Genomic DNA, 22633 nt, shown 5'->3' with positions numbered 1-22633 from the left:
GTATCGATATACGTGTCATCAAGTAAACACGCACGCACAATTAGTTCGTGATCACACAAAAGGGTACTTGTTACATGTTCGGCACACAGCGTTTTATTGAGTGAGCATAAGAGTAAGGAGAACACAAAAAAGAAGACGAATGATGACCACTCGTCTTCTTTTTTCCTCATTTTACTTCTTCATACTCATGAGCTGAGACGTGCTTTAATGGTATTCACCAAAGTCGGCCGGATGTCGCTGCCTTGCTATCTGCTCAATTCCATCATTGGAACAATGCTATTTCTGAAGGACAGAGCTCTCTTCAGTACGTTAGGTTAAAGTGATTTAATATGGTTCAATGGCGTTTACTTCGCGTCAGCTGACGTATGTAAAAGTCCATGATAAACCGAAAACAAATCCATTGCATTGCTGCGGCGAAGTAACACACCTCGATAAAAAAACAAAAGAAAACACAACGCTGAAGGCATTTGATTATCAAGTGATATCATAACGCTATCACTCGAAAATAAATGCCCTCAAAAAGCGTTGTGCATCAATGTTTTTTATTAACCAATAGAACCTTCCATTTCAAACTTAATTATTTTTGGGAATCACACACAAACATACGTTCTCTAGTTGGCGTGATTCCTGCGGTTTATATTTGTTTTACGTCATATAAAATAATAAGCCGTCATATGTTTGTGAGTGTTTTGTGGGTGTACCCACATAAATATATATTAATGAAGGAAGTGAAATACATGAACATAAATAAACTAAGATCATTCCTTTATAAAACATCAAAATACTTGGGTGACGTTAACGCCGTTCAAAAGGGTACTATCGGAAAACGTATCATGCGACGTGCTGCGGGTAAAGCATCCGGCAAGCTAATGAAAAAGATATTCAAATAAAAAAAGCCCCCTTAAAAGGGCTTTTTAAATTGTAATTGCCTTTTCTGTTACATGATAAGTGTTAGAAGTAATGATTTTATCAAGTGACCAACCGGTAGCGAATAACACAGAAAAAATCGTTAGACTGATAAATAACATAACTTTTTCATCATAACGCCTCCGCCATTTTTAGTATTTGTTGTTGTGCTTTAATGGTCTTTTTTAGATATTCTCTATTCAATTCAAAATTCCCTTTTTGATAATGATAATCTGCAAGTTTCTTTGATAACTCCGCTACATCTTGCCACAATCTTTTGTTTTCTAAATAACCGAGGCTTTCTTTTACATCCGATTCATTATATTCTTCAAAAAGCGCATAAATGATTTTTAATTTAGCTATATATTCTTGATCGTCTGCAAAGTTAGCTCTATTTAAGCCAATGTTGAAATATTGATTTCCTCTATCTTTTTTATCTTGTTCGTAGAATACCCTGGACAACATATAAAGTGTTCTAATTCCTGAAATCGTTTCGGCATGTTCTTTTATTTGAATTGAATTTAGAAATTCATTTTCTGCGGTTTCAATTTCTCCGGCTCTTTTTTGACTAAACCTAAATTATGATGTATTACACCAATAATTCGTTGGGCTGTTTCCTCATTAAGCTCTTGAGCCAAGCTTAAGGCCTCCCTATAATAAAATTCGGCTTCATCTAAACGGTATAAGTCGTACATATTCGCTCCATATTTGATATTACAACCTACTACTTTTGCTTTGTAAAACTCGCTTGTTGAATACATTTCTTTTGCTTTTTCCAAATGATTTAATGAAACGAAATGTTGATCAATGCGATAATATGCATCAGCTAATTTATAATGGAATTCGTCTCTTTCTATATCATCGGGAACATTCTTTAAATGTTCTTCAGCAGCCTTATAAAAATTTATAGCAGCAACATAATTTTTGTGATGGAATTCGTGCATACCTCTAAAGAAGTTTGAATAGTAGTCAAGCGTTCCTTTGACGTGGGGTTGTTTGTTCTCTATTTCTTTGAGTAAATTGGGTAAAGTGGGGCGTTGCTGATTCATTTCAATAGGCTCAAGACTCTCAAGCATGAGTCTATGCCTAAACTCCATTAATTGATAATATAGCAGTAAATCTTGATCCTCTTCCATGTTCTCTATTTCTCTTTCAACCTGTTCTTTTAAAATCTCTGCATCCGGCACGCTGAATGTCCTTATAAATCTATACCAGTCATTTATCAAGATACCAACTTGAGAAGAAAGAACTTTCTCCACTCCTATCATCCCCTTCCTTTTCATCCCTTATAATTACATAATTATCATTTTCTGAATAATTCAACACCGAAAAGAAATCGCAAAAAGAACAAAAAAATAGCCCCTCCAACCGGAAGGGCTTTTCATTTAGAACAAGAAAAAGTTTATTGCATAGTAGACACCATCAGCAATCACTTGCGCTGATCCTCCACCAATTTTCGGTTTTAAAGCAGCATACAGCTTTTTCTTTATGATGTTTGCAGTAACATCAGGTATATTTGCGAATTCTTCAATTTTTTTAGCTATGAAATTAGAATTCTCTTTAAATGCTTTAGCAGCTTGTTTGTCAGCCTTTTTTAAAACAAGACCTGCTGCTTTACCGCCATACCTTACACCTTCTGCTACTATTTCAGCAGCTAACTTTACTAGGTATCCTCTAAAGCCTTGAGTTTGGATGACAGGATCTTCTATTTCTGTTTCATCTGCTAGACTCTTTAACGACTGTATTTTCACTTGAATCTGTTGTGATGCCATAGTCTCATTATCATTAATAGGAGTTGCGGCTCTTGATACAGTCGGTAACAATGTTGATACTAATAGTAAAGTTGTTAACGAAACAATAAGTAATTTAGATACAAATTTATTCATTTTACCATCACCCTTCTAGAATGGTATTATATACTAAATTTATAAATATTTGTATATTAAATTCAATGAAAAGGATGATTGTCATGAGAAAAATCTATAATTATATGGATAAGGAACAGAAGCAACATGCAATAAAGTTGCTGCATGAAGATATAAAAGAATTGAAAAAGGAACAATCACAAGAAGAAGAAAAAGGGTATCCTGGTGTAATTAAAGCAGCTATTGAAGAAACAATTGAGAGATACAAAAAAGATATAGAATTTCTTGAAAATGACTTAAAAAATGAGCAGGCATAACGCCTGCCCAGATTGTAGAGAAACTCATGTTTTTCTACAATCTTTTTTGTTTTCATCGTAATGATGATGGATGAGATTGAATGAAAAAGGCCTCCCACACACCTAGCCTAGCTTCGCTAGGTGTGTGGCAATCTTCTTCATGTTCTGACAGGCAGCTGTGAGAAGCACTTGCTCACTCACATTTTGTTTTCCCCTTAACCGGCAGTAGCGAAGCCCATGCAGTTGTTTTGAATCTGCAAAGCTTCGCTAAAAATATAGATAAGGGATGATATTTTACATCATGGGCGATATTACTAAAACTGTTTCAAAATTAAAAAGTAAATTTAAGTCATCTGATCCTTTTTTCATTGCAAACAAACTTAACATCATTACAATTCATGAAGATTTAGGGAATACCCTGGGATATTACAGCAAACATTTTCGCACAAAATTTATTCATATCAATGGAAAAGTAAGTGAAAAATGTGATTACTTTGTTTGCGCCCACGAACTAGGGCATGCTTTACTTCATAGTGAATCTAATACTCCTTTTTTAAAAAGAAACACTTTCTTTTCAACTGAAAAAATTGAACTGGAAGCAAACTTTTCCGCCATGCATTTACTGTTTTCTTCCGTTCAAAAGGGTATTACTTATTGTGAATTCAAAGAATATGGCATTCCGTAAGAACTTGTACAAAATTACCGCAGTATTTTTTTAAGTAAAGACCGAACAAACGTTCTTGAAAGGATCTGAAAATAAAAGTAGGGAGTGAACTATCTTGGCTAGTTTCAGACAACACGAAAACGGTACGTGGGAATATAGAATTAGATATAAAGATAAAAGAACGGAAAAGTATAAAGAGAAATCAAAAAGGGGATTTAAAACAAAAAAAGAAGCTAGGATCGCTGCGAAAAAAACGGCAAACAATCTTGCATATGTTGGTTTTGATTCAACAAACGAAACAGTCGGGGGGTACTTTCCCGTTTGGTTAGAAGTATATAAAAAACCATCCGTAAAAAAAACTACCTACTCTTTACAAGAAAGAACTATCAGAATCAATATTCTACCTAGATGAGAACATTATCGTTTAAGAGATATTGAACGAAATGAATATCAAAAATGGCTAAATGAATTGATTGAAAAATATAGCGAAAGAACTATAAGAAGAATCCACAGTATAATGAATTCAGCTTTAAATGAAGCTGTACATGATTTTAGAATCCTTCGAGAAAACCCGTTAATCAATATAAAAATACCTAAAAAGAAGGAGGAGAAAAAAGCATTAAAATTCTTCACTCTTTCACAAACTGAAAGATTTTTAAATCAAGTAAAAACACCTGTTAAGAATGCAAAATATTCACATTCAATTCAGTATTACGTCCTTTTCACTTTAATTGCAAGAACAGGTTTACGGATTGGAGAGGCTCTCTCGCATTAACATGGGATGATATAAATTTAAAAGATGGAGAGTTAACAGTTGATAAAACTCTTATATATCCCTTGAATACTCAACCTTACATTTCAACACCTAAAACACAATCTAGTTACAGAACAATAAAACTTGATGATCACACAGTATCGTTATTGAAAAAACACCGAGTTAACAGACACGAAATCGTTTTGATGTACACCAATTATGTTCAGCCGGAAAATAACATTGTGTTCTTTCAACATGAGGGCAAATGGTTAAAAACAAATGTTGTGAGAGAGTATTTTAAAGAGGCCTGTAAAAGGGCAAATCTTCCCGTTCTGTCTCCTCATGCTTTAAGACATAGCCATGCTGTACACCTTTTAGAAGCTGGCGTGAATATTAAATATGTATCAGAACGGTTAGGGCATTCTAGTATAAAAACAACCGCAGATAAGTATCTCCATGTCACCAAAAAAATTGAGGACCAAGCAATGGAAATGTATCTGCGGTATGTTCAATAATTAAATTTTGTGGGTGTTTTGTGGGTGCTTGATGAAAATGTAATGCCTAAACACCTTCAATCCCCGGTATATCAACGGTTAACCTATACTACCTTCCATTTCAAACTTAATCAAACGGTTCATTTCAACGGCATACTCCATTGGCAGTTCTTTTGTGAATGGTTCGATGAAGCCCATGACGATCATTTCTGTTGCTTCTTCTTCAGAAATTCCGCGGCTCATCAAGTAGAATAGCTGTTCTTCTGATACTTTTGATACTTTCGCTTCGTGCTCTAATGAAATGTTGTCGTTTAAGATTTCATTGTAAGGGATCGTATCAGATGTTGATTTGTTATCCATGATGAGTGTGTCACACTCGATGTTTGAGCGTGCGCCCTCTGCTTTGCGTCCGAAGTGTACGATTCCACGGTATGTGACTTTACCGCCTTGTTTGGAAATCGATTTCGATACGATCGTTGAAGATGTGTTTGGTGCAAGGTGAATCATTTTTGCACCTGCATCTTGGTGCTGACCTTTACCTGCTAGGGCAATACTTAATGTCATACCACGTGCGCCTTCACCTTTTAGGATGACCGCTGGGTATTTCATTGTCAGCTTAGAACCGATGTTTCCATCAATCCATTCCATTGTCGCATTCTCTTCACATACCGTACGTTTTGTGACAAGGTTGAAGACGTTGTTTGCCCAGTTTTGAATCGTTGTATAACGGCAGTAACCGCCTTTTTTGACGATGATTTCAACAACCGCACTATGAAGTGAGTTCGTTGTGTAAACTGGAGCTGTACAGCCTTCTACGTAATGCACATGTGCGCCTTCATCAACGATGATGAGTGTACGCTCAAACTGACCCATGTTTTCAGAGTTGATACGGAAGTATGCTTGAAGTGGTGTATCTACTTTTACGCCTTTTGGTACGTAGATAAATGAACCACCGGACCATACAGCCGAGTTGAGCGCAGCAAATTTGTTGTCAGTCGGAGGAATGACTTTTGCCCAGTGCTCGCGGAAGATGTCTTCGTTCTCTTTTAATGCGCTGTCTGTATCTTTAAAGACAATTCCTTGATCTTCAAGGTCTTGCTTCATGTTGTGGTAAACCACTTCAGATTCATACTGAGCCGATACACCCGCTAAATATTTTTGCTCTGCTTCTGGGATCCCAAGCTTATCAAAGGTTTGTTTGATTTCTTCTGGTACTTCATCCCAAGAACGCTCAGAGCGTTCTGATGGCTTTACGTAGTACGTAATTTCATCAAAGTTTAATGCATTTAAATCTCCGCCCCATTGTGGCATCGGCATGTTGTAAAAGTGCTCAAGAGATTTCAAACGGAAGTCGAGCATCCACTGAGGCTCTTCTTTCATACGAGAAATTTCTTCAACGATCTCTTTTGTCAGTCCGCGCTCTGAACGGAAAATGGAAACGTCTTTATCAGAAAAGCCGTATTTATATTCACCAACATCTGGCATTTTTTTAGCCATCCATTTTCACTCCAATCTTATGATTTGCCGTTATCTTCGGCAGATGCGCCTTTTTCAAGCGCCTTCCAGGATAATGTTGCACATTTGATACGTGCTGGGAATTTTGCGACTCCCTGCAGCGCCTCAATGTCACCAAGATCAATGGAATCGTCGTATTCTTTTCCTTGCATCATATCGGAGAAAATCCGAGACATTTTCAAAGCTGTTTCAATATCTTTCCCTTTAATCGCCTGCGTCATCATCGAGGCAGATGCCATTGAAATAGAGCATCCTTCTCCTTCAAATTTCGCATCAGTGACTTTTTTGTCTTCGATTTTCATCGTAAGACGAATGCGGTCACCACACGTTGGGTTGTTCATATCGACGACAATGCTGTCGTTTAACACACCTTTGTTTCTCGGATTTTTATAATGATCCATAATCACTTGTCTGTACAGTGTGTCTAAGTTTACATTAAAAGACATTCGTAAAATACTCCTTTGTCTTACGGAGCGCTGCAATGAGCCCGTCAATCTCCTCTTCTGTATTGTACAGATAGAAGCTTGCTCTTGCAGTCGCTGATACACCTAGCCATTTCATAAGCGGCTGTGCACAGTGATGTCCAGCACGAATGGCGACACCTTCCGTATCCAGAACAGTTGACGCATCATGTGGATGGACGTCGTCTAAGTTAAACGTCACAAGTCCAGCTCGGTGCTGCGGTCCATAAACCGTTGCACCTTCAAGCTCCTTAAAGCGCTCAAGCGCGTAAGTTGCAAGCTGATGCTCGTAGCGGCTGACTTCGTCCATTCCGATGTCATTTAAGAAATCAATCGCCTTTCCTAGTCCAACTGCTCCTGCAATAATCGGTGTTCCCGCTTCAAATTTCCACGGCAGCTCTTTCCATGTAGAATCATACAGATCCACAAAGTCGATCATTTCACCGCCAAACTCAGCAGGCTCCATATTATTCAAAAGGTCCTTCTTCCCGTAAAGAACACCGATGCCAGTCGGTCCACACATTTTATGCCCAGAGAAGGCGAAAAAGTCACAATCTAGATCCTGAACATCAATTTTCATGTGCGGGGTGCTTTGCGCACCATCGACGACGATAATTGCACCGTGATCGTGGGCAATCTTTGCGATGTCTTTAATCGGGTTGATGGTTCCTAGTACGTTTGAAACATGTGTGACAGCGACGATTTTCGTTTGATGTGTGATCGTTTGCTTCACATCTTCAAGCGATAGCGTGCCGTCTTCCTGTAACGGAATATATTTCAGCGTGGCTCCAGTTGCTTTCGCTGCCTGCTGCCAAGGGATGATATTCGCATGATGCTCCATGTGCGTAATGACAATCTCATCGCCTTCTTTAAGGTTTGCTCTTGCATAGCTGATCGCCACTGTATTCAGTGCGGTTGTTGTACCTCTAGTAAAAATAATCTCCTGGACAGAAGAAGCGCCAATGAATGCTCGAACTTTCTCTCTTGCACCCTCGTATGCGTCCGTTGCTCTTGTGCCAAGGGTATGAACACCCCGGTGGACGTTCGAGTTGTAAGACCGGTAATACTCATTCATTGCATCAATGACAACTCGTGGTTTTTGAGATGTCGCTGCACTGTCCAAATACACCAAATCATGTCCGTTCACTTGCTGATGAAGGATTGGAAACTGCTCACGAACGTCTTTGATATTCATTATTTTACTTTCCTTTCAATCACAGAAACGAGCTGCTTTTTAACTCCTTCAATCGGCAGTTCTTTAACAACTGGATTTAAGAAGCCATAAATGACAAGTCTTTCTGCCTCTTCTTTGGAAATTCCGCGGCTCATGAGGTAATAGAGTTGAATTGGATCGACACGTCCAACAGAAGCAGCGTGCCCTGCTGTGACATCATCCTCATCAATTAAAAGAATTGGGTTTGCGTCACCGCGTGCTTTCTCACTCAACATGAGAACACGTGATTCTTGCTCTGCATTTGACTTCGTAGCGCCATGCTCGATTTTACCAATTCCGTTAAAGATAGAGGATGCTTGATCCTTCATCACACCATGCTTCAAGATATACCCTTCAGAGTTTTTACCGAAGTGAATGATGCTTGTTGTAAAGTTTTCTGTTTGGTTTCCTCTGCCGACCACAACCGATTTCGTATCACCAAATGTGCCGTCGCCCATGAGCTTTGTGATGTTTTCAGACACAACGTCTCCATCATTCATAAGGCCAAGCGCCCATTCGATTTTACTATCACGGCCGTTTGCCATACCGCGTCTATTCACATAGACTGTCACACCTTCTGCAAGATTATCCACTGCACCGTATGTGATGCGAGCATTTGCTCCTGTGAACACTTCAGAGACGATATTGAAGATCGCTTCTTCTGGCTTAGCTGTACTGATGTAGTTTTCTACGTACGTCACAGCACTATGATCGTCTGCTACAACGATAACATGGTTGAACAAAGTTGTTTCGTCATGTTCATGAAGATAAACGGCTTGAATTGGTGCTTCAAGCTCTACGTTTTTCGGTACATAGAGGAAAGCTCCACCATTCACTAAAGCAGCATGTAAAGCTGTTAGTTTATGCTCATCCACTTTCACTGCATCTGTCATGAAGTATTTCTTCACTAGCTCTCCATGCTCGCGAATCGCTGTATGGATATCCGTGAAGATCACGCCTTTGTCTTTTGCTTCAGTAGAAAGAGACAAGTATGCTGGCGTTTGGTCGCGCTGAATGTAAACTGTCTTATCCGTGTCTTCTAGATCAATTAACGATTTCACTTCTTCTGGAAGCTCTTCTAGTGATCCATATGGCGCACTTTCGACTGTATGCTGTTTGAAATTGGTTAAATTCCATTTTGAAATATTCGTTTTGTCAGGCTTTGGCATTGGGAGGTCTTCTGCTTTTTCAAGTGCCTGTAAGCGAAGGGAGCTCATCCATGCCGGTTCCTGATGCTTCTCGGAGAAGCTTTTGACATAATCTTGATCTACTGATAATTTCGTTTCTAATGTCATCAATAATCCTCCTAACGCTTACGCTTCTTGACCAACAGTTTCGTCTTCAATTCCTAACTCTTTTTTAATCCAGTCATAGCCTTCTGCTTCTAGACGCTGCGCGAGTTCTGGTCCGCCAGATTTCACGATACGTCCTTGCATCATGACATGAACGTGATCTGGTGTGATGTAGTTCAATAGACGCTGATAGTGAGTGATCATTAAGCAGCCGAAGCTTTCGCCGCGCATTTTATTAATTCCTTTAGAAACAACTTTCAGAGCATCGATATCAAGACCAGAATCGATTTCGTCAAGGATGGCGATCTTTGGTTCAATCATCATTAATTGAAGAATTTCGTTGCGTTTTTTCTCCCCGCCTGAGAAACCTTCGTTTAGGTAGCGCTGTGCCATATCTGGGTCCATTTCAAGGAACTCCATGTTTTCGTCCATTTTACGGATGAATTTCATGAGAGAGATTTCATCGCCTTCTTCTCTGCGTGCGTTAATAGCCGAACGAAGGAAGTCTGCATTTGTCACACCACTAATTTCAGATGGATATTGCATGGCAAGGAAAAGACCCGCTTGAGCGCGCTCATCTACTTCCATTTCAAGTACATCTTCGCCATCAAGCAAAATGCTACCTTTTGTTACTTCATACTTAGGATGACCCATAATTGCAGCAGATAAAGTCGATTTACCTGTACCGTTTGGTCCCATTACTGCGTGGAATTCTCCACCTTTTATCTCTAGGTTTACACCCTTTAAGATTTCTTTCCCTTCAATCTCAACGTGCAAGTCCTTAATTGTTAATGTCGAAGCAGTCATATATCGATACCTCCAAAATAATCATTATTCTCAATTTATTCTCATTCTAATTTTATAACAAATTAAAAGTGAATACAACACATTCACGACAAGCGTGAGAGGATGCTCTCAAAATTCTAACAAAAAATGCAGGTGGATAAAAGGAATTATGTCGAAAAGACTGTTTTCATAAAGAAAGGACGGGAAACTCTTCTCCCCGTCCTTTAGCTATCAATAGCCTCGTATATTCATTTTTGCGAGCTGCCTTTTCTCATCTCGATAGGACTGCTCTCGTTTAAGTTCTACTTTCATTCGTAAGTCATGGTCTCTTTCGTACTCTGCATAACTCATGCCATGAGATTGATGCATGGCCTTTTCCATCTCGGCGGTATAATCCAATCCCAGTGTACTCTGGTCCGAACAAATAATAAACCATTCCCTTCTTTCGAGTGTAGCTTCATTGTATCAAATGCATGCTGCTTCACTCAAAAAGGATATGACGCGGTATACTGGCATATTTTCTCACACACTCGGCTGAGAAGCACTCAACTCCCCTATATGGAAAAATACCATGTTTTTCTTCCTTTAATGCGTCTGTCCTCCAAATTCATCAATACATTGCTGAACAACTGTGATGCCTTGACTCAGTGCGGCACCTCCGCCGAACGCTGCCGCCACGCTGACAACCTCCAGCAAATTCTCTTCTGTTGCGCCTTGGTCGAGCGCTCCCTTTGTATGATAAATCATGCAATATTCATCCTGTGCATGAATGCTGATGCCAAGGGCAATCATTTGTTTTTCTTTTTGCGTTAATGAATCACTCTGGAAGCACTGCTCCGTAAATTCATTGAATTTCTTGCCAAACACCGGCATTTTCTTCTGAAATTCACCCATTGCCGTTTTATAATCCGTCAGTGATTGCTGCATCGAGCCGCTCATATGCTGTTCATTCATCTTCATTCCATCCCTTCAGGTCATTTGTTCGTTTTTATTATGAGCGAGATTTGAAAAAATACACAAAAAAACCTCGCTTTCATGAAAGCGAGGTTCACACGTCGTTATTCAGATACAGGCAATACTGCACCGTCATATTTTTTGTCGATAAATTCTTTGATTTTATCAGAGTGAAGAACTTCCATTAATGCCTTGATCTTTTCAGATTTTTCGTCACCTTTGCGAACAGCCACGATGTTTGCATATGGATTGTTCTTTGTTTGCTCAAGTTCAATAGCATCTTTTTTCGGATTCAATTTATTTTGGATCGCATAGTTTACGTTAATAAACACTGCATCGCCTTCACTGTTTTCATAAGCTTTCGCTGTTAGTTCAGGAGCGATTTTTTTGAATTTCAGGTTCTTCGGGTTTTCTTTGATGTTTTTGATTGTTGCGTTGATTGTATCAACTTTTGGATCAAGCTTGATCACACCAGCATTTTGCAATAGGGCAAGCATACGTCCTTGCTCAGCTACGTTGTTTGTCATGATGATCGTGCCGCCGTTTGGAATATCTTTTACTGATTTGTATTTCTTAGAGTAAATACCGAAAGGCTCAAGGTGAACTGCACCAGCACTTACTAGGTTGTAATCTTTGTTTGATTTATTTTCTTCGTTTAAGTAAGGAATATGCTGGAAAAAGTTCGCATCCACTTCTTTTTCAGCTAACGCTTTGTTGTACATTTTATAATCGCTAAGCACTTTTACTTTTAGATCATAGCCTTTTTCTTTTAGAAGTGGTTTTGCTTCTTCAAGAATCTCGGCATGTGGTGTTTTTGAAGCCGCAACCGTAATGGTTTTGCTTTCGCTTGCGTTATTAGATGAACCGCATGCAGCTAAAATACCTGCAAATGCTAGAAATAGTGCACTTAAAATCAATTTCTTCATGAATAAATCCTCCCTTAACGTTTATCAATTTTATTTGTAATCAAATCACCGATTATTTGAATAATAAAGACGATGATCAGAATAAACACAGTGGCTACAAGTGTGACATCTGTATTACCAGATTGGTATCCTTCTACATAGGCAAGGTCACCAAGTCCGCCTGCTCCAATTGCACCTGCAATCGCAGTAGAGCCAATCAGAGCAATCGCTGTTACGGTAATGCCTGAAATAAGGGCTGGCAGTGATTCTGGCAGCAACACTTTGAAAATAATGGTAGACGTTTTCGCTCCCATAGATCGTGCTGCTTCAATGACTCCTTTGTCTACTTCACGCAGTGCAATTTCAACAAGACGTGCGTAGAAAGGAGCTGATCCAATGACAAGGGCTGGTAACGCTGCATTTGGGCCTAAAATCGTGCCCATAATAAGTTTGGTAAACCCTAATAATAGAATGATTAAAATGATAAAAGGAATCGATCTGAAAATGTTGACGACTGCGCCGATGACAGCATTGATCGGTTTATTTTCCCAAAGACCGCCTTTACTTGTGAGAAAAAGCAATAGTCCAAGGATGATCCCGATCACAAAAGCAAACGCTAGTGCAATGAATGTCATATATACCGTTTCACCTGTTGCACTCCAGATGACATTTAGGTCAACGTTCGGAAACCATTTCTCAAACATGTGTCATCACCTCGATTTCAACCTGTTTGCTTTGGATATAGGCGATGGCTTTTTCAACTTCGTTCTCGTCTCCATGAATATGGATAAAGAGTGTTCCAAACGCGCCTTCCTGCGTTTGAGAAATCTTTCCTTGCAGGATGTTCACATCGACCTTGAAGGATCGAATGATTTCCGTGATCAGCGGCTGTTCGGCAGAATCTCCGATAAAGGACAACCGGACGACCTGACCTTCTTTTACTCGCTCTAGGACGTGCTCAATCGTTTCTTTCGCTTCTTCTGGTTCAGCAAGCTGTTTCACAAATCGCTTCGTCATTTCTTCTTTCGGCTGTCTGAAGACACGTAATACTTCGCCTTCTTCGACAATACGGCCATTCTCCATCACCGCCACACGGTGACAAATTTTGCGAATGACGTGCATTTCGTGTGTGATTAGCACAATGGTGAGTCCCAGTCGTTTATTAATATCGGCTAAAAGCTCAAGGATGGAATCCGTTGTTTGCGGATCAAGCGCAGAAGTGGCTTCATCACATAGTAAAACTTTTGGATCGTTCGCTAATGCTCTCGCAATCCCTACACGCTGCTTTTGCCCGCCGCTTAGCTGAGACGGATATGCATGTTCTTTTCCTTCTAAACCGACCAATTTAATGAGTTCGTCTGCACGAGCTCTCCGTTTTGATGCAGGTACACCTGCGATCTCGAGTGGGAACATAATATTTTGTCTCACTGTTCTTGACCAGAGCAAGTTAAAGTGCTGGAAAATCATGCTGATTTCTTGTCTTGCTTTCCGAAGTTTCGCATTCGATACTTCATTAATCCGGTTGCCTGCCACTTCAACGATTCCTTCCGTTGGCTGCTCCAGACCGTTTAATAGGCGAATAAGAGAACTTTTCCCTGCGCCGCTATACCCGATAATTCCGAATATTTCACCTTTATCGATATCCAAGTTGACGTCTTTTACAGCATCAACATTTCCGCTTTTTGAATGATACGTTTTTGATACATTCTGTAAATGGATCACAGTCTGTTCACCTGCTTTCTTGCTGAATCTATAGGTTGCCATCACATACGTTCATTTATTCTTCGTGCTGTCGTGACTCTAGCCAGACGCCAGGTCAGTAAAAAAGACCTAACTGCAACGCAAGCAGAAAGGCCTTTTATTTCAAATACGCCTTTCTCTCATCTTTCAAAGCGTTGCGGCTTTGAGTGAATTGGCACCAATTTCAGCTATGCTGACGGTTGCCGGGTTTCATAGGGCACGTCCCTCCACCTCTCTTAATAAGAGAAAATATGTTGTTTTATGTGATGTTCATGTTTTTACTAACGTAGAATATCATGCTATTTGAGATATGTCAACGCTGTAAATCACTAATTTCCAAGTAAACGACTAAGTTATCATTTTTCGAAAAAAACCGTTCGTCAGCCAAAGGACTGCTTCTAATCTCAGAAGCGCACGAAACGAGCCTTTCACCTTCACTTGTCCCCTGCTGATAAGCTGCTGCAAGGACATGTCTCCATCTAATAATTGAAGAATTTCTTTCCTCTCACCATAAAAGATGAGATCTGATAACTCAATTGCAGGCAGTTTCTTCACTTCACCACGCTCATCCACAATCAAAGTACAAGAATCAGTTTCCGCCTCAAATGTAATCTTCAAGGATGATGATGAAAGCAGCGGCTTTAAAAGCAATCGCTGCCCTACGTTTCCATGGGCTTTCACATTTTCCACATGTATAACCTCCCTGTCATTTGGTTATACATAACATTTCTCTACAAACCTCAGCTTGTCCTTTATAAATAACTCGACAAATTTTCAAATGAATTGCTTGAAATATGACAAAAAAACGCTTTATTTAGCGGTTTCAATCACTTCGTGAAGATATGGAACTGAGTGAAAGGCATAGCCTTTTTGTACGATCTCACCCTTTTTAAACAGGAGAAAGCACGGAACACTCTCGATCTCAAATGCTTTCGCAAAACCTGGTGAATAGTTTAAATTGTTCTCGTAAAAGGGAACATCCGGCTGCATGGCCTCGACCACTGCCAGCATCTTCTTTGCCAGCTGGCATGTTCCGCAAAACGGTGTATATAAGTATAAAAGAAATAAATCGTCCTCTATCTCCTTGAATTCATGCTCTTCAATCTCTTTCATATACGTCACCCTCATAAATATTTCGAATGAACATCAATGTTTGCAGCTAATAGAATAGATGCAATGTGGGCTGACGGTGAAGCGGCCACTTCGCGGTACGTTCTGTCGACAAACAGATGAAGGGCTTCAGGAAATTCTTTTCGAAATTGCTTCCGCAGTTTGTCGCCAGCATCGTCACTGTCTGCTAATATGTAAACGTCTTTCCCGAATAAATCGTCCACAAGCTGATCCAGCTTCGATGTACTGATCGTGCCATTGGTGCAAATGATGGTAACAGGTTCACTTATGACTTCTTTTAGCTTCTGTTTATCTGATTTACCTTCTACAATGATGACCTTTTCTATCTCGACATTCATCACGATCACCCGGCCCTTTTGACGTTGATTCACTTCTTCCTTAGATTACAATCTTTCATTCAGGTTGTAAAGATTGGGTACTTGGGCAACAAAAAGACTGCAGCACTCACTCACTGCAGCCTTTTTGTGATTAGCACCAGCCATTTTCATCGTCACAGTCTACATATTTTTCAGTTCCATGTGTCAATGTATCTGACAAACGATAAAAACGATTTTGATCATAGGAGTAACCCGATTTTAATTCATATTGATTTTCACTAATCATCGTGCCAATCTCTTCATTTTGATGAAAAAGCACCATGCCGCTTTCTTTAAATCGTCCAGTGACATGTTCTGTAATATCCACCTGTTCTTTTTGAAAAGACAAATTGGACACCCCCCATAAAGGTAGAGTGTCCAATTTCGCATGAATTAGTCTTCTTTGATCATTTCTTCATATTGCTCAGCTGTCATTAAGTTCTCGATTTCAGATGCATCCGCTGGTTCTACAACGATCATCCAAGCTTTTTCGTATGGAGAGTCATTTACGAACTCTGGGCTGTCATCAAGCTCATCGTTCACTTCAACGATTGTGCCGTTGATCGGTGCATATAGTTCAGAAACTGTTTTGACTGATTCTACGCTTCCGAAAGGCTCGTCCGCTGTGATTTTGTCTCCTACTTCAGGAAGCTCAACGAACACGATATCGCCTAGCTCAGATTGAGCAAAATGCGTAATACCGATACGCACCTTATCTCCTTCTACTTTCACCCATTCATGTTCTTCTGAATAACGTAAATCCTTTGGTGTGCTCATTCAATACCCCTCCAGTCTTTTCTTTCCGTCTATATTGAAGATACCACAATCTGAATGAAAGTTACATCATTTCCAGACGCTTTTAAATGTATCTTCATTAAATCCAACTGTCACTCGTTTGCCATCTGTTGTAATTGGACGCTTGATCAGCATTCCGTTGGATGCAAGTAATTCTAACTGCTCGTCCTCTGACATTGCAGGAAGTTTATCTTTCAGCTGCAGCTCTCGGTATTTCTGTCCGCTTGTATTAAAGAATTTCTTCAGCTCTAAACCGCTTTTTTCGTAAAGGGCTTTTAATGTTTCTTTATCAGGCGTCTCTTCGACGATATGTATGCTGTTGATGTCTTTATTGTGTTCTTCCAGCCATTTCTTTGCTTTTCTGCATGTACCGCAAGATGGGTATTCATAAAAATCTAAAGCCACCATTTTCACCTCCTGCAAATAGTGACAACATTTTATCACAAAACATGTTAAAAACCTAAATGTATGCTTACAAAAAGGTGCGAAGCCTACTCCGCACCTTTCGAACCGTTTTTAAACGATATATTTCTCTGCTTCAAAGATTCGTTTCGCCACCTCACGCTTTTTCGCAATGACATTGATCGGCGTGAATCTTGTCAGTTTGCGAAGGGCTGACAGATTCATACGAAGTGAATCTCCTTCTTCCATTGCAATCAACGATTCTTTCGCATGAGCTTCAATCTTTAAAAAGGCTTCCTGCGTGAAAATTTGTGTATAGGCAAGCTTTTGTGCATTCTTTTCTGCGCCTGTTGCAGCGATAGCCTTTTCTGTCCGCAAGACCGCGGACTCAGCAGCAAACAGTTCATTGACAATGTCTGCTATGTTCACAAGGATTTCCTGCTCTTTTTCTAGTGCTTTACCATATTTCATTGCGGCCATGCCTGCCACCATCAAGGCAATTTTTTTCGCATGGGCGAGTAAATATTTTTCTTGATCGAGCGGCTGATCACCCGGCTCCTCCGGCATCATCATCATGAGCTCTTCTTGCAGGATTTGGGCTTTTTGAAGAAGTGGAAGCTCCCCTTTCATGGCTTTCTTCAAGAACGTACCCGGCACAAGCAAACGGTTAATTTCGTTCGTTCCTTCAAAAATACGGTTAATTCTTGAGTCACGATAGGCTCTTTCGACTTCGTATTCTTGCATGAAACCATATCCGCCGTGAATTTGCACCCCTTCATCCACAATGTAATCTAAAGTTTCAGAGCCAAGCACTTTACAAAGAGAGCATTCAATTGCATATTCTGCAATGGATTGCGCAATTTGTTTCCCGTCCTTTTGCTCCTCGTCACTTAATAGACCCATTCGCTGTTCAAATAAGCCGACTGTGCGGTATACAGCACTTTCCATGGCATAAAGCTTTGCCGACATGTTGGCTGCTTTTTCGCCGATTAAGCTAAATTGAGAAATCGGTGTTTTAAACTGCTTTCGCTGATTGGCATATTCTGCTGATAATTGAATGACCCGTTTTGACGCACCAATTGTGCCAACAGCTAGCTTATAGCGTCCAATGTTCAAAATGTTAAAGGCAATGACATGACCTCTGCCTGCTTCACCAAGCAAATTCTCCTTTGGCACTTCGGCATCTTCTAAAATTAACGTTCTTGTCGATGATCCTTTAATGCCCATCTTTTTCTCTTCAGGTCCTGTTTTGACACCTGGAAAATTCTTTTCTACGATGAAAGCAGAGAAGTGTTCCCCATCAATCTTCGCATACACAACAAAGACATCGGCAAATGCGGAGTTTGTGATCCATTGTTTTTCTCCATTGAGGACATAATGTGTTCCAGCTTCATTCAGGACTGCCGTTGTTTTCGCGCCTAAAGCGTCAGACCCTGATCCCGGCTCTGTCAAGGCATACGCCGCAATTGTTTCTCCAGAGGCGAGTCCTGGCAGATACTTTTCCTTTTGCGCTTGATTTCCGAACAGCACGATCGGCAGAGAACCGATCCCGACATGGGCGCCGTAGGAAAGAGAGAAGCTGCCTGCTCTGGCGAATTTTTCAGTAATGATAGCTGAGCTGATTTTATCTAAACCAAGACCTCCGAATTCTTCAGGAACGTCTGCTCCAAGCAATCCAAGCTCTCCAGCCTTTTTTAAGAGGCGAACAGAATGCTCGAACTCATGATTTTCAATTTGATCGATGTGCGGGACCACATCTTGTAAAATGTAATCCTCTGTTGTTTTCCCAATCATTTGATGCTCATCAGAGAAATCCTCTGGTGTAAAGATATGCTCATAATTCGTCTCATCAATTAAGAAACTGCCACCCTTTTTTACCTCTTCTATTGCTTTCATTCTGTTTTCCCCCTTTAGATCAATTCAAAAATGCCTGCTGCTCCCATGCCCCCGCCGATACACATCGTCACAATACCAAACTGCTCGTTTCGTCGTTTCATTTCATGAATGAGCGACAGCGTTAGTTTCGTTCCTGTACAGCCTAACGGATGTCCTAATGCAATCGCTCCGCCGTTGACATTGACCTTCTCTTCATCAATCCCTAAATGACGAATGACTTGAATCGCCTGAGAGGCAAATGCTTCGTTTAGTTCAAACAGCCCAATGTCCTTCAGCTCTAGACCAGCCATTTTCAGCGCACGCGGAATGGCTTCAACCGGGCCAATTCCCATGACTTCAGGTGGTACACCGCCAACCGCAAACGCCCTGAACTTGGCGAGCGGCTGAAGTGAAAGAGAGGATGCTTTCGCGCGATCCATCATCATCACACATGCCGCACCGTCACTCGTCTGCGAAGAGTTTCCTGCGGTCACTGTGCCTTTTGTTGAGAAAGCAGGTCGTAAGGTTGAGAGAATCTCCTCTGTTGTGCCAGCTCTCACACCTTCATCCTGTGAGAACGTAAATGGATGTTCTTCTAATTGGTACTGCTCTCCTACCCGTCTTTCTGTCACCTCAACAGGGACAATTTCATCTGAAAATTTCCCGTCCTGCAATGCCTGTGCTGCCTTTTGATGGCTTCTTACCGCAAACGCATCCTGATCTTGCCGTGTGACCTGATACTTTTGCGCCACTTGCTCGGCTGTGTGTCCCATGCTCATATAGTATTCAGGCGCTTGCTCTGCCAAGAGAGCATTTGGACGAATGGAGTGACCCATCATTGGGACTTGCGACATCGATTCGACGCCTCCGGCTAAAATGGTTTCTGCCTGCCCGAGCATAATTCGTTCACCTGCGTAGGCGATTGACTGTAGACCAGAAGAGCAATAGCGGTTAATGGTGATGGCAGGTACTGTATACGGCAAACCTGCTAACGCCCCAATATTCCGGGCGACATTCAGCCCTTGCTCTGCTTCTGGTGTCGCACATCCGATAATCAAATCATCAATCTGACCGTCGTATTCACCGGCACGCTTTAGCGTTTCTTTTACACACAATGCGCCCATATCATCAGGCCGTACATGTTTTAATGAACCTTTTTTAGCCTTTCCAACTGGTGTTCTTGCGCCAGCCACAATCACTGCTTCTCTCATTTTGATTCCCCCCTAGTTACGTAAAGGTTTGCCTTTGACGAGCATGTGCTGCATGCGTGCCTGTGATTTCACTTCTCCCACAAGACTTAAAAAGGCTTCTCTTTCAAGCTCTAATAAGTATTGTTCCTCCACCTCTGTACCAAATGGCAATTTACCGCCGGAAATGACATGAGCTAGTTTTTTCGCAATGGTCATGTCATGGTCTGAAATGTAGCCAGACAATCTCATATTTTCAGCAGCTAGCACCATTGCTGCATAGCCTGTTTCTCCCATGACGGGCACTTTTTGTTTGAGCGGTGCACGATAACCCGCTTCATCAAGAGAGAGAACGAATTGTTTCGCATCATAGATTAAATGATCACCATTCATGCTGATCCGATCATTCATGCGGAGCATCTTCATATCACGGGCTTCCTCTGCTGAAGTCGATACTTTCGCCATCGCAATCGTTTCAAAGGTTTGCAGCGCAGCATCTTGTATCGCAGTTGCAGACGGCTTAGCCGCTCCTTGTAGGTGACGTAAATATAATTCTTTGTTTCCACCGCCGCCCGGAATCAGCCCAACCCCTGCTTCCACAAGCCCCATGTACGTTTCACTGGATGCTTGGATAGCGGCTGCCGGAAGACAAAGCTCCGTCCCCCCGCCGAGCGTCATACCAAACGGTGCAGCAACAACTGGACGGTCACTATATTTCACCTTCATCATTGCCTGCTGGAACCTGCGAATGACAAAGTCAATTTCAAAGAAATTGTCGTCCTGTGCTTCCATTAAAATTAAAGCAAGGTTTGCGCCAACACAGAAGTTCTTCCCCTGGTTCCCAATGACAAGACCTTTATAATTCTTTTCCGTTTCATCTACAGCACGGTTGATCATATCAATGACATCAAGACCAATCGCATTGCTTTTCGAGTGGAATTCAAGCAAGGCAACATCATCACCAATATCGATTAAGCTTGCACCTGAATTGTGGAAAATGACCCCTTGTTTCTTTTTCAATCTGGCTAGAGAAATATTCTTCTCGTTTCTTTTTTCCTGTTTATAAGTGCCATTCTGATAAAAAGCACGGTCTCCTTCGGCATTCTCTTGATAGAATGTGTCATGTCCCTCTGACAGCATTTCTTGCACCCACACCGGGATGCTGTGCCCTTCTGCCTCCATTCGGCTGACGGCTTTTTTCACACCAATCGCATCCCATAGCTCGAATGGGCCATGCTGCCAGCCAAATCCCCATTTCATGGCGTTATCAATGGACTCGATATCATCTGCAATGTCGCCTTTTAGATGAGCTGAATAAAGAAGCACTGGTGCTGTCATATTCCAGAGCAATTGCCCAGCGCGGCCGTCTTGATAAATAAGCGCTTTCAATTTCGCTTTTGTCCCCTTTTGCTGCTTAGCAATGTCAATGCCCGGTTCCTTCAGCTTTGTCCGTTCTCCGTATGTGAGTGTCACAGGATCAAGCTCTAAAATGCTCTTCCCGTTTTTTTGATAGAACCCTTGCCCTGCTTTACTGCCAATCCACCCTTTTTCAAGCATTCTTTCCATAAACTCAGGCAGCTGAAAAATATCCTTCTCCTTTCCTTCCACCTGTTCATATACGTTGCGGGCCACATGAGAAAACGTGTCGAGTCCGACCACATCCAGTGTACGGAAGGTCGCACTTTTCGGTCTGCCAATGAGTGGACCTGTGACAGAATCGACTTCTCCGATCGTGTATTTGTTCTCAAGCATTTCACGCACTGTGACAAGGAGTCCATAAGTGCCAATGCGGTTGGCAATAAAGTTCGGCGTATCTTTCGCTTCAACAACACCCTTGCCAAGTACATCTTCACCAAATGTTTTCATATATGAAAGTACTTCTGGATCAGTTTCTTGAATAGGAATCACTTCTAAAAGCTTTAAATAACGAGCTGGGTTAAAAAAGTGAGTGCCTAAAAAGTGGCGTTTAAAATCAGCTGATCGGCCTTCTGCCATTTTTTCAACAGAAATACCGGATGTATTGCTGGATACGATGCTGCCTTCTTTGCGGTGTTCGTCAATGAGAGAGAATACGTGTTGTTTGATGCTGAGCTTTTCAGTGACGACTTCAATGATCCAGTCAGCATCGTGTAATAAGGAAAGGTGATCTGTGAGATTTCCAGGTGTGATGTATGATAGGTTTTTCGCTGACGTAAGAGGTGCTGGCTTTTGCTTTAACAACTTTTTCATCGCTTCTTGACTTAATCGATTCCGAACACTAGGGTGATCAAGCGTTAGCTTTTTTGCCGTTTCTTCCTTTGTCAGTTCATTTGGCACAATATCTAGCAATGTTACCGGTATCCCAATATTGGCTAGATGCGCAGCAATGCCTGAGCCCATGACACCTGAACCAATGACAGCCGCCTTGCGAATATGTTTGCCCATAAATATCCCCCTAAACATTTTGAATGAATAGTCATTCATTTTTTGTCCAAAAAAAAGCAATGCCTCTTTCTTTATCTTAAAAGATTTTCCGAAACAGTTCAATAGCAGATTTCAAAAATTTACACATTCTCATGCGCCATGCTTTACAGCGTATGAATTAAAGACGAGAGGGAAATGTAAGAATGGAGGTGATGTCCATATGTCTCGTTTGAAGAAAAATCCATCAAAAGCTGGCGTAAGTGCTGCAAGTGTAAAAGGAAACGCAGGTCCATCACAAGAAGCAGACCTTGGCGGGAAAAAGACCAGTCAAAATCAGCAATATAAAAAGAAACATTAAGGAACCAAAATCGTAAGGAGGGAACACATCTTGAACAATCAGCAAATGAATATGCCCCCGCAAGTCATTTCAGTGAAGGATTCCTTGTACTTAGAGGATATGCTGAACTGGAATTTGATCGCCATGAAAAAAGCCCACTTTATGGCCGAGCATTGCCAGGATCAAGCATTGAAACAAGAACTCAATCAAGTTGGTCAAATGCACCATCAGCATTACACCCAAATTCTTCAGCATTTAGGCAGCTCAGGGCAAGGCCAGTCTTCTGGCTTTATGCAATAGGA

30 protein-coding genes, 1 pseudogene and 1 riboswitch are annotated in these 22633 nt (G+C 41.1%); of the genes and pseudogenes, 8 read left to right on the top strand and 23 right to left on the bottom strand.

Annotated elements, in window-relative coordinates:
* Positions 1–207: 207 nt before the first annotated feature.
* Entirely contained in the window at positions 208–318 is a 111-nt protein-coding gene (locus GPA07_RS18805; protein WP_232532111.1) for a DUF418 domain-containing protein, read from the top strand.
* A gap of 720 nt (positions 319–1038) precedes the next feature.
* Here GPA07_RS18805 and GPA07_RS18800 read toward each other — a convergent pair.
* The 3 genes from GPA07_RS18800 to GPA07_RS04840 all read right to left on the bottom strand — a co-directional run bounded on the left by GPA07_RS18800 (position 1039) and on the right by GPA07_RS04840 (position 2792).
* Entirely contained in the window at positions 1039–1371 is a 333-nt protein-coding gene (locus tag GPA07_RS18800) for a hypothetical protein (protein ID WP_232532110.1), read from the bottom strand.
* Between the two features lie 56 nt (positions 1372–1427).
* Positions 1428–2165 carry a response regulator aspartate phosphatase gene (locus GPA07_RS04845; protein WP_232532109.1) on the bottom strand — a complete coding sequence of 246 codons (738 nt, stop codon included), beginning with the start codon at positions 2163–2165 and terminating at the stop codon, positions 1428–1430.
* Between the two features lie 126 nt (positions 2166–2291).
* Positions 2292–2792 (bottom strand): hypothetical protein, encoded by a 501-nt coding sequence (locus GPA07_RS04840; RefSeq protein ID WP_157292115.1) that lies wholly within the window; start codon positions 2790–2792, stop codon positions 2292–2294.
* Positions 2793–2875: 83 nt separating this feature from the next.
* On the opposite strand from GPA07_RS04840, the gene GPA07_RS04835 reads away from it, so the two are divergent.
* The gene (locus tag GPA07_RS04835) at positions 2876–3088 is read left to right on the top strand and encodes a hypothetical protein (protein ID WP_008362225.1); all 213 of its coding nucleotides are present in this window, start codon (positions 2876–2878) and stop codon (positions 3086–3088) included.
* A 102-nt stretch (positions 3089–3190) separates the two neighbouring features.
* Here the strand turns inward: GPA07_RS04835 and GPA07_RS04830 are convergent.
* A pseudogene (locus GPA07_RS04830) lies at positions 3191–3334 on the bottom strand (transposase); the annotation flags it as partial.
* 34 nt (positions 3335–3368) lie between these two features.
* On the opposite strand from GPA07_RS04830, the gene GPA07_RS04825 reads away from it, so the two are divergent.
* From GPA07_RS04825 to GPA07_RS18785, 4 genes are all read left to right on the top strand, one after another.
* The gene (locus tag GPA07_RS04825; RefSeq protein ID WP_157292114.1) at positions 3369–3752 is read left to right on the top strand and encodes an ImmA/IrrE family metallo-endopeptidase; all 384 of its coding nucleotides are present in this window, start codon (positions 3369–3371) and stop codon (positions 3750–3752) included.
* Positions 3753–3846: 94 nt separating this feature from the next.
* Positions 3847–4143: an Arm DNA-binding domain-containing protein gene (locus GPA07_RS18795; RefSeq protein WP_034738522.1), complete on the top strand. Its 297-nt coding sequence runs from the start codon at positions 3847–3849 to the stop codon at positions 4141–4143.
* Between the two features lie 105 nt (positions 4144–4248).
* Entirely contained in the window at positions 4249–4506 is a 258-nt protein-coding gene (locus GPA07_RS18790) for a site-specific integrase (RefSeq protein WP_034738519.1), read from the top strand.
* On the top strand, positions 4422–5000 hold the full coding sequence (locus tag GPA07_RS18785) for a site-specific integrase (RefSeq protein WP_332835462.1): 579 nt from the start codon (positions 4422–4424) through the stop codon (positions 4998–5000). The genes GPA07_RS18790 and GPA07_RS18785 overlap by 85 nt, the downstream gene beginning before the upstream one ends.
* Before the next feature lie 78 nt (positions 5001–5078).
* On the opposite strand, the gene sufB is transcribed toward GPA07_RS18785, so the two are convergent.
* From sufB to GPA07_RS04730, 19 genes are all read right to left on the bottom strand, one after another.
* Positions 5079–6476, bottom strand: coding sequence for a Fe-S cluster assembly protein SufB (gene sufB / locus GPA07_RS04815; RefSeq protein ID WP_008356703.1), 1398 nt, complete (start codon positions 6474–6476; stop codon positions 5079–5081).
* A 17-nt stretch (positions 6477–6493) separates the two neighbouring features.
* Entirely contained in the window at positions 6494–6940 is a 447-nt protein-coding gene (gene sufU, locus GPA07_RS04810) for a Fe-S cluster assembly sulfur transfer protein SufU (protein ID WP_008356701.1), read from the bottom strand.
* Positions 6930–8150 (bottom strand): cysteine desulfurase, encoded by a 1221-nt coding sequence (locus GPA07_RS04805; RefSeq protein WP_008356699.1) that lies wholly within the window; start codon positions 8148–8150, stop codon positions 6930–6932. Before GPA07_RS04805 ends, sufU begins: the two co-directional genes overlap by 11 nt.
* Positions 8150–9463, bottom strand: a complete 1314-nt coding sequence (gene sufD, locus GPA07_RS04800) for a Fe-S cluster assembly protein SufD (RefSeq protein ID WP_008356697.1) — start codon at positions 9461–9463, stop codon at positions 8150–8152. The genes GPA07_RS04805 and sufD overlap by 1 nt, the downstream gene beginning before the upstream one ends.
* 18 nt (positions 9464–9481) lie before the next feature.
* Complete coding sequence (gene sufC / locus GPA07_RS04795) at positions 9482–10267, bottom strand: Fe-S cluster assembly ATPase SufC (RefSeq protein ID WP_007500355.1); 786 nt, start codon at positions 10265–10267, stop codon at positions 9482–9484.
* Positions 10268–10477: 210 nt separating this feature from the next.
* The gene (locus GPA07_RS18595; RefSeq protein ID WP_008356693.1) at positions 10478–10615 is read right to left on the bottom strand and encodes a YuzK family famiily protein; all 138 of its coding nucleotides are present in this window, start codon (positions 10613–10615) and stop codon (positions 10478–10480) included.
* 216 nt (positions 10616–10831) lie between these two features.
* A complete protein-coding gene (locus tag GPA07_RS04790) occupies positions 10832–11200 on the bottom strand; it encodes a carboxymuconolactone decarboxylase family protein (protein WP_003212803.1) in 369 nt (122 codons plus the stop codon).
* 104 nt (positions 11201–11304) lie between these two features.
* Positions 11305–12126, bottom strand: coding sequence for a methionine ABC transporter substrate-binding lipoprotein MetQ (gene metQ / locus GPA07_RS04785; RefSeq protein ID WP_008356691.1), 822 nt, complete (start codon positions 12124–12126; stop codon positions 11305–11307).
* Positions 12127–12140: 14 nt separating this feature from the next.
* Positions 12141–12809 carry a methionine ABC transporter permease gene (locus GPA07_RS04780; RefSeq protein WP_008356688.1) on the bottom strand — a complete coding sequence of 223 codons (669 nt, stop codon included), beginning with the start codon at positions 12807–12809 and terminating at the stop codon, positions 12141–12143.
* Positions 12802–13827 carry a methionine ABC transporter ATP-binding protein gene (locus GPA07_RS04775; protein WP_008356686.1) on the bottom strand — a complete coding sequence of 342 codons (1026 nt, stop codon included), beginning with the start codon at positions 13825–13827 and terminating at the stop codon, positions 12802–12804. The genes GPA07_RS04780 and GPA07_RS04775 overlap by 8 nt, the downstream gene beginning before the upstream one ends.
* A 155-nt stretch (positions 13828–13982) precedes the next feature.
* Positions 13983–14091, bottom strand: a riboswitch (SAM riboswitch).
* Between the two features lie 102 nt (positions 14092–14193).
* Complete coding sequence (locus GPA07_RS04770) at positions 14194–14535, bottom strand: SCP2 sterol-binding domain-containing protein (protein ID WP_008356684.1); 342 nt, start codon at positions 14533–14535, stop codon at positions 14194–14196.
* Between the two features lie 120 nt (positions 14536–14655).
* Positions 14656–14958: a thioredoxin family protein gene (locus tag GPA07_RS04765; protein ID WP_008356682.1), complete on the bottom strand. Its 303-nt coding sequence runs from the start codon at positions 14956–14958 to the stop codon at positions 14656–14658.
* 11 nt (positions 14959–14969) lie between these two features.
* A complete protein-coding gene (locus GPA07_RS04760) occupies positions 14970–15314 on the bottom strand; it encodes a toprim domain-containing protein (protein ID WP_008347035.1) in 345 nt (114 codons plus the stop codon).
* A gap of 130 nt (positions 15315–15444) precedes the next feature.
* A complete protein-coding gene (locus GPA07_RS04755) occupies positions 15445–15681 on the bottom strand; it encodes a YusG family protein (protein WP_008356677.1) in 237 nt (78 codons plus the stop codon).
* 44 nt (positions 15682–15725) lie between these two features.
* Entirely contained in the window at positions 15726–16109 is a 384-nt protein-coding gene (gcvH, locus tag GPA07_RS04750) for a glycine cleavage system protein GcvH (RefSeq protein WP_008356675.1), read from the bottom strand.
* Between the two features lie 66 nt (positions 16110–16175).
* Positions 16176–16532 (bottom strand): arsenate reductase family protein, encoded by a 357-nt coding sequence (locus tag GPA07_RS04745; protein WP_008356673.1) that lies wholly within the window; start codon positions 16530–16532, stop codon positions 16176–16178.
* A 111-nt stretch (positions 16533–16643) separates the two neighbouring features.
* Complete coding sequence (locus tag GPA07_RS04740; RefSeq protein ID WP_157292113.1) at positions 16644–18425, bottom strand: acyl-CoA dehydrogenase family protein; 1782 nt, start codon at positions 18423–18425, stop codon at positions 16644–16646.
* Positions 18426–18439: 14 nt separating this feature from the next.
* The gene (locus GPA07_RS04735; protein WP_071168641.1) at positions 18440–19615 is read right to left on the bottom strand and encodes an acetyl-CoA C-acetyltransferase; all 1176 of its coding nucleotides are present in this window, start codon (positions 19613–19615) and stop codon (positions 18440–18442) included.
* Positions 19616–19627: 12 nt separating this feature from the next.
* Entirely contained in the window at positions 19628–22015 is a 2388-nt protein-coding gene (locus GPA07_RS04730) for a 3-hydroxyacyl-CoA dehydrogenase/enoyl-CoA hydratase family protein (protein WP_157292112.1), read from the bottom strand.
* A 199-nt stretch (positions 22016–22214) separates the two neighbouring features.
* On the opposite strand from GPA07_RS04730, the gene GPA07_RS04725 reads away from it, so the two are divergent.
* Complete coding sequence (locus GPA07_RS04725; RefSeq protein ID WP_008356665.1) at positions 22215–22352, top strand: YuzL family protein; 138 nt, start codon at positions 22215–22217, stop codon at positions 22350–22352.
* 27 nt (positions 22353–22379) lie between these two features.
* Entirely contained in the window at positions 22380–22631 is a 252-nt protein-coding gene (locus tag GPA07_RS04720) for a hypothetical protein (RefSeq protein WP_232532145.1), read from the top strand.
* Positions 22632–22633 lie beyond the last annotated feature (2 nt).

Origin of the sequence: Bacillus sp. ms-22 (assembly GCF_009759805.1) — a bacterium.
Classification (GTDB): Bacteria; Bacillota; Bacilli; order Bacillales; family Bacillaceae; genus Bacillus; species Bacillus xiamenensis.
Note: the sequence above shows the minus strand (reverse complement) of the source record. Positions and strands in the feature narration are given on the sequence as shown.